Raw genomic sequence first — 6,919 nt, 5'->3', positions numbered from 1 at the left:
ACCCGCGGTGGGTGACCCCGGTGCCACCGGCGCTGGCCGACTTCGCGGCGCAGGCCGGGGTGCTGGTCACGGTGGAGGACGGCGTGGCGGTCAACGGTGCCGGTTCCCGGTTCGCCCAGCACCTGGGCGAGCAGGGCCTGAGCGTCCCCACCCGCGAGATCGGCATCCCGGTCGACTTCCTGGAGCACGGGAAGGTCGCCGAGGTGCGCGCCGCCATCGGCTTGACCCCGCAGGGCATCTCACGCCGGGTGGTCGAGTTCGCGGCGGCCGTGCTCGGGCGCGGGGACGGCCCCGGCGACGGCGGCGCCGGGCTGTTCGAAGCCGGTCACTCGCAGGTTCGGGACACCGACCGCCGGCGTGAGTGACCTCCTGTACCCGGTTACTTGCTGTTCGTGAGATCGTTGCCCCATCACCTGCGCCTTCGACGGCCGTCGAGAGCACCCAGAAAGCGGAGACAGCGTGCGCGTACTTGTGGTTGAAGACGAGACCCAGCTGGCGGATGCGGTAGTCCGCGGACTGCGACGAGAAGGAATGGCGGTCGACGTCGCCTACGACGGCGACGAGGGCTTCACCAAGGCGACCACCACCCGGTATGACGTGGTGGTGCTCGACCGGGACCTGCCGGGCAAGAGCGGTGACGAGATCTGCCGCTCGCTGACCGACGAGGGCGTGCTGACCCGGGTCATCATGCTGACCGCCAGCGGCTCCATCGAGGACAAGGTGGAGGGGCTGGCCCTCGGTGCCGATGACTACCTGGCCAAGCCGTTCGCCTTCGCCGAGCTGGTGGCCCGGGTGCGAGCTCTCGGGCGCCGCGCCACGCCGGCTGCCCCGCCGGTGCTGCAGGCCGGCGACCTGGTGCTGGACCCGTCCAAGCGGACCGTGACCCGCTCCGGGCGCAACGTCGACCTGACCCGCAAGGAGTTCGGCGTGCTGGAGACGTTGCTGTCGGCCGCCGGGGTCGTCGTCTCCAGCGAGGAGCTGCTCGACCGGGTCTGGGACGAGCACGCCGACCCGTTCACCACGACGGTGCGGGTGACCATGATGACCCTGCGCCGCAAGCTCGGCGAGCCGCCCGTCATCGAGACGGTGGTGGGCTCAGGCTATCGAGTAGACCCCACCCTGGTCACCGCGCCCGCCGAGGGCGATGAGTCTGGAGGTTCGACCGACCAGTGAGACTGGTGCAGCCGTCGCTGCGGATCCGGATGGCGCTGCTGTATGGCGCTCTGGTGCTGCTCATCGGCGCTGCCCTGCTGGCCACGTCCTACATCCTGCTCGACCGCGCGCTCAGCCAGATCGCGCTGCCGCCCAACCCCGGCGACGTCACCATCATCGACAACGCCACCGGCGGCAGGACCACCTGGAACCCGTCCGATGCGCGCTCGCTGATGCGCACCGGCGCGCTGCACTACCTGCTCAGGGACGGCCTGCTGTACTTCGGGGTGATCGTCCTGATCGGCTCGATCGGCGGCTACCTGCTGGCCCGCCAGGCGCTGCGGCCGGTGGCCCGGATCACCGCCACCGCCAAGCAGCTGTCGACCAAGACGCTCAGCGAGCGGATCGGGCTGGGTGGCCCCGACGACGAGCTGCGCGAGCTGGCCGACACCTTCGACGAGATGCTGGCCCGGCTGGATGCCGCCTTCGGCAGCCAGCGCCGGTTCGTGGCCAACGCCAGCCATGAGCTGCGGACCCCGCTGGCCGTGATCCAGACCGAGCTGGATGTCACCCTGTCCGACCCGAACGCCCCACCGGACGAGCTGCGGCGGATGGGCGAGGTGGTCCGGGAGGCCACCAACCGCGCCCAGAAGCTGGTGGACGCGCTGCTGGCGCTGGCCCGGCTGCAGGGCCGGGAGGGCCAGACCCTGGAGCTGACCGAGGTGGTCACGCTCAACGAGCTGATCCCGAACGCCACCGCGGCGGCCAAGGCCGAGGCGGTCACCCGGGGCATCACCATCACCGCCGAAGGCGAGCCGGTGCGCACCACCGGCGACCCGCGGCTGCTGGAGCGGGTGATCGGCAACCTGGTCGAGAACGCGGTGCGCTACAACGTCCCCGGCGGCTGGGTGCAGATCAAGACCGAGTCGGTCGGCGCCGGAGCGAACCGCACGTCACGGATCGTGGTGCTCAACAGCGGGGTGCCGGTGCAGCCCGAGGAGGTCGAGGGCCTGTTCGACGCCTTCCGCAGGGGTGGCCGGGCCCGGACCGGCCAGCGTGGCGCGGGCCTGGGACTGTCGATCGTCCGGGCGATCGTGGACGCTCACAACGGTTCGATCGCGGCCAGCGCGAACCCGGCCGGTGGCTTGCGGGTCGAGATCTCCTTCCCCGCCTCCGCCGACAGCGAAGCATCGCTGATCTCCTAGCGGTCAGCTGCCAGCCACCACTGTCGATGATGCGCCTCAGTGACCAGCGCCTGCGCCCGCGGCTGCCGTCGTGGACCAGCTCTCCCGGATTCGGGGTGGCGGTGCTGTTCGTGCTCGCCGTGATCCTGATAGCGCACGGTGAGCCGCAACCGTCCTCACGGCCCAGCGGCACCTCGGTCGGAGTGAGCGGCAGCCCCAAGGTGCCCGCGGCGGTGCCGGCCCTGCTGGTGATCCGGGCCGGCGTGGTGGAATCGCGGCAGGGCTCCAGCGTCCGAAGGGTGAACCTGCCGGTCGCCGCACGGCCGCTGTCGGTGGTGACCGGGCGCGGCATCAGCGTGGTGCTGGCGGCGCTGGACGGCCGGCAGCGCGCCTATGCCGTGCGGCCGGACCTGGCCGTCCACGACCTCGGGCCGGCCGACGCGGTGATCCCGGCAGCGACCGGGGCGGCCGCGGTGCTCGTCGAGACGGGGCTGACCGAGCCGGGCAAGCTGGTCGCCAGCGCCGCGGGGACCACGACCGCCAGCCGCACGCCGTCGGCCAGCCCCACCGAGACCGGGCCACCGGAGCTGCGCGACTTCGCCGTGCAGCGCTATGACCCGGCGGCCCGGCGGGTCGGAATCTCGCAGTTCCTGCCGGCGGGCACCCGGATCGCGACCGACACCGCCGTCGGCCTGGTGGTGTGGAAGCCGGTCAACCGGGTGTTCGACCAGGGCGTGGCGCTCGAGCCGCTGTCGGCCGCGGCGATGCTGATCCGGCCGAACAGGTCGCTGCGCCAGCTCGGCCCGGTGCATCCGCTGGCCGCCGACGCCACCAACCTGCTGGTCTGGGACGTTGCCATCCGGCGGTTCGGCCTGATGCCGCTGCGCTACGCCACCTCGACCGCCACCAGCACCGCCAGCCCGTCGGCGTCGGCCAAACCCTCGGCGTCACGCAGCCCACCGGCCCGGACCGGCTCTGCCTCGGCCACCGCCAGCCCGACCACGGTCGCCGGGGTGCGGTGGTTCCAGCCGACCCGGGGGATCACCGTGATGACCGGGCCGGCCAGCTTCAATCCGGACGGCTCGGCGTTCGCGGTGTACGGCCAGGTCGGGCCGCGGCGCCGGCTGATCGTGGCGCAGCTGAAGAACCTGGGCACCGACCGGGTCGAGGTGCTGGCGCTCGTCCAGCCACCGGCTCCGAGCAGCCAGCCGGGCCGCAGCAGCCAGCCGGGTTCGGCGGGGCAGTCCGGCCCGTCGGTGACCGTCAGTGGCTCCAGCACGGTCGGCACCACCGGGGCGCCGGCCAGTTCCGGCTCGGTGGGTTCGGGGACGTCGGCTACCGGCAGCAGATCGAGGTCGGCGTCGCCGTCGGTGCCCGCGCTGCAGCCGGACGGCTTCCCGATCCAGGCACCGCTGACCCCGCTGTGGTGGAACGGCCAGGTCGTGGCGCTCGGCGCGGACGCCACCGTGGTCGGCTACCGGCCGGGCAGCAACCAGGCCTCGCTGCTGGACCTCGGGCCCGAGGACCTGCAGTCGATGGCCGAGATGCCCTGATCCGGGCAGCGTTCAGCCGGGGCACCGTCCAGCGAGAGCCCGGTCAGCCGCCGGATTGGTCAGCCGCCGGATTGGTCAGCCGCCGGGGCGGCTCAGGCGTGCGCGACGCTGGCGATCCCGGGTGGCAGGAACCGGTTGCCCCGGACCTTCTCCGAGATCCCCTGGCGGTCCAGGTACGGGGTGACGCCGCCGAGGTGGAACGGCCAGCCGCTGCCCAGCAGCATGCACAGGTCGATGTCCTGCGGTTCGGCCACCACGCCGTCGGCGAGCATCAGGTCGATCTCCTCGGCCAGCGCGGCCAGCGCCCGGTCGCGGACCTGTTCCTCTCCTGACGGCCGGTCGCCGAGGACGAACAGCTCCGCCACCTCGGGATCGACCTCCGGGCTGCCGGAGTCCCAGACGTAGACGCCGGGCTTGTTGGCCTCGACCAGCCGGCGCAGGTTCTCCGACACCGGATAGCGGTCGGGAAACGCCGCGTGCATGGTCTCGGCGACATGCAGCGCGACCGCCGGTCCCACCAGGGCCAGCAGGACGAACGGCGGCATCGGCAGGCCCAGCGGGGCCAGCGCGCGGTCCGCGACCTCGATCGGGGTGCCCTCGTCCACCGCCGCGGTGACCTCGCCCAGGAACCGGGTCAGCAGCCGGTTCACCACGAAGGCCGGCGCGTCGGACACCAGCACGGCCGACTTCTTCAACGTCTTGGCCACCGCGAACGCCGTGGCCAGCGACGCGTCGTCGGTCTTGGCGCCCCGGACGATCTCCAGCAGCGGCAACACCGCTACCGGGTTGAAGAAGTGGAAGCCCACCACCCGTTCGGGATGGCGCAGCTCGGCGGCCATCTCGGTGATCGACAGCGACGAGGTGTTGGTCGCCAGGATCGCCTCGGGGGACAGGTGCTGCTCCAGTTCGGCGAAGACCGCCTTCTTGATCGACAGCTCCTCGAAGACCGCCTCGATGACGAAGTCGGCGTCGGCGAAGGCGTCCTTGGTCAGCGACCCGGTCACCAGCGCCGTGAGCCGGTTGGCCTTGTCCTGGCTGATCCGGCCCTTGGCCAGCAGCGACCCGATCTCGCCGTGGACGTAGCCGACGCCCTTGTCCAGGCGCCCCTGGTCCAGGTCGGTGAGCACCACCGGCACTTCGAGCCGGCGGGCGAACAGCAGCGCCAGCTGGCCGGCCATCAGCCCGGCTCCCACCACGCCGACCTTGGTGACCTTGCGGGCCAGCGACTTGTCCGGGGCGCCGGCCGGCCGCTTGGCGCGCTTGTTGACCAGGTCAAAGGCGTACAGGCCGCTGCGCAGCTCGTCGCTCATGATCAGGTCGGCCAGCGCCTCGTCCTCGGCCGCCGTGCCGTCGGCGAAGCTTGCCGTCCGGGCCAGCTCGATCAGCTCCAGCGCGCGGTAGGGCGCGGGGGCGCTGCCGTGCAGCCGGGCGTCCGCCGCGGCCTTGCCCTTGGCAAGTGCTGAATCCCAGCCGGCGCCGCGGTCGATCTCGGGCCGTTCGACCGGCTTCGAGCCGTCGATGACCCGCACGGCCCAGCGCAACGACTCGGCGAGGAAGTCGGCAGAGTCCAGCAGGACGTCGGCGATGCCGAAGTCGGTGGCCTGCTTGGGGGTGAGCATCTTGTTCTGGTTCAGGGCGTTCTCGATGATCACCCGGACGGCCTTGTCGGCCCCGATCAGGTTGGGCAGCAGCTGGGTGCCGCCCCAGCCCGGCACCAGCCCGAGGAAGCACTCGGGAAAGGCGATCGCCGCGGCAGAACTGGACACGGTGCGGTAATCGCAGTGCAGCGCCAGCTCCAAGCCGCCGCCCAGCGCCGCGCCGTTGACGAACGCGAAGCTGGGGACGTCCAGGTTCCGGAATCGGGCGAAGACCCGGTGGCCCTCCTGAGCCATCACCAGCGCCTGGGCCCGTTCGGTCACCAGCCCGATCCCGGAGATGTCGGCGCCGGCGGCGAAGATGAACGGCTTGCCGGTCACCCCGACGGCGCCGACCTTCGGCGAGCGGGCCGCGATCTGGTCCAGCGCCTCGTCCAGTGACCGCAGGCCGGCCGGGCCGAAGGTGGACGGACGGGTGTGGTCGTGGCCGTTGTCCAGGGTGATCAGCGCGAACTCACCGGCCAGGCCGGGGAGGTCGAGGTAGCGGACCAGGGCCCGGGTGACGACCTCGTCGGGAAATTCCGGGGCGTTCACAGGCCTGCTCCGTTCGCCACTGCGTCCTCAGCTGCGTTCTCGGCGGCGTTCTCGGCGGCATAGTGGGGGTTCTCCCAGATCACCGAGGCACCCTGGCCGAAGCCGACGCACATCGCGGTCAGGCCGTAGCGCACCTCGGGATGCTCGGCGAACTGCCGGGCCAGCTGGGTCATCAACCGCACGCCGGACGAGGCCAGCGGGTGGCCCAGCGCGATCGCGCCGCCGTACTGGTTGACCCGGGGGTCGTCGTCGTCGATGCCGTAGTGGTCCAGGAAGGCCAGCACCTGGACGGCGAAGGCCTCGTTCAGCTCGAACAGGCCGATGTCGGAGATGCTCAGGCCGGTGGCGGCCAGCGCGCGCTCGGTGGACGGGATCGGCCCGACGCCCATCACCTCGGGGTCGACGCCGGCGAAGCCGTAGCCGACCAGGCTCATCCGCACCGGCAGCCCCAACTCGGCGGCGGTCTCCGCGCTGGCCAGGATGCAGGCGGTAGCCCCGTCATTGAGGCCGGCGGCGTTGCCGGCGGTGATCCGCCCGTGCGGCCGGAACGGGGTCTTCAGGGCGGCCAGGTCCTCGAGGGTGGTGCCCGGGCGGGGCGGCTCGTCCTTGGTGGCCAGGCCCCAGCCCTGCTCGGCGGAGCGGATCGCGACCGGCACCAGATCCGGCTGGATCTTGCCCTCGGCGTAGGCCTTGGCGAGCTTCTCCTGGCTGCGCAGGGCATAGCGGTCGGCGCGGTCCTTGGTCAGGTGCGGAAACCGGTCGTGCAGGTTCTCAGCGGTGGCGCCCATCGAGAGCGCGTCCAGGGAGACCAGCTTGTCGGCCAGGAACCGCGGGTTGGGGT

At 72.0% G+C, this 6,919-nt stretch carries 6 protein-coding genes; 4 read left to right on the top strand and 2 right to left on the bottom strand.

Translation table 11 applies throughout. The annotated features are described in order from the left end of the window. The 4 genes from VF542_RS14420 to VF542_RS14405 form a co-directional block, all read left to right on the top strand. The coding region (locus tag VF542_RS14420; protein WP_408652399.1) for a transketolase C-terminal domain-containing protein at window positions 1-365 on the top strand (365 nt) is incomplete at its 5' end. A gap of 94 nt (window positions 366-459) precedes the next feature. After that, entirely contained in the window at window positions 460-1,173 is a 714-nt protein-coding gene (locus VF542_RS14415) for a response regulator transcription factor (protein ID WP_408652398.1), read from the top strand. Beyond that, entirely contained in the window at window positions 1,170-2,357 is a 1,188-nt protein-coding gene (locus tag VF542_RS14410; RefSeq protein ID WP_408652397.1) for a sensor histidine kinase, read from the top strand. Before VF542_RS14415 ends, VF542_RS14410 begins: the two co-directional genes overlap by 4 nt. Before the next feature lie 26 nt (window positions 2,358-2,383). Beyond that, a complete protein-coding gene (locus VF542_RS14405) occupies window positions 2,384-3,889 on the top strand; it encodes a hypothetical protein (protein WP_408652396.1) in 1,506 nt (501 codons plus the stop codon). Between the two features lie 92 nt (window positions 3,890-3,981). On the opposite strand, the gene VF542_RS14400 is transcribed toward VF542_RS14405, so the two are convergent. Both VF542_RS14400 and VF542_RS14395 read right to left on the bottom strand, forming a co-directional pair. Further along, window positions 3,982-6,078, bottom strand: coding sequence for a 3-hydroxyacyl-CoA dehydrogenase NAD-binding domain-containing protein (locus VF542_RS14400; RefSeq protein WP_408652395.1), 2,097 nt, complete (start codon window positions 6,076-6,078; stop codon window positions 3,982-3,984). Then, on the bottom strand, window positions 6,075-6,919 hold an 845-nt coding region (locus VF542_RS14395; RefSeq protein WP_408652394.1), incomplete at its 5' end, for a thiolase family protein. The genes VF542_RS14400 and VF542_RS14395, both read right to left, overlap by 4 nt.

Source organism: Jatrophihabitans sp. (genome assembly GCF_036389215.1).
Taxonomy (GTDB): Bacteria; Actinomycetota; Actinomycetes; order Mycobacteriales; family Jatrophihabitantaceae; genus Jatrophihabitans_A.
The sequence above is the reverse complement of the archived record's forward strand: the minus strand, read 5'-3'. Positions and strand labels throughout refer to the sequence as shown.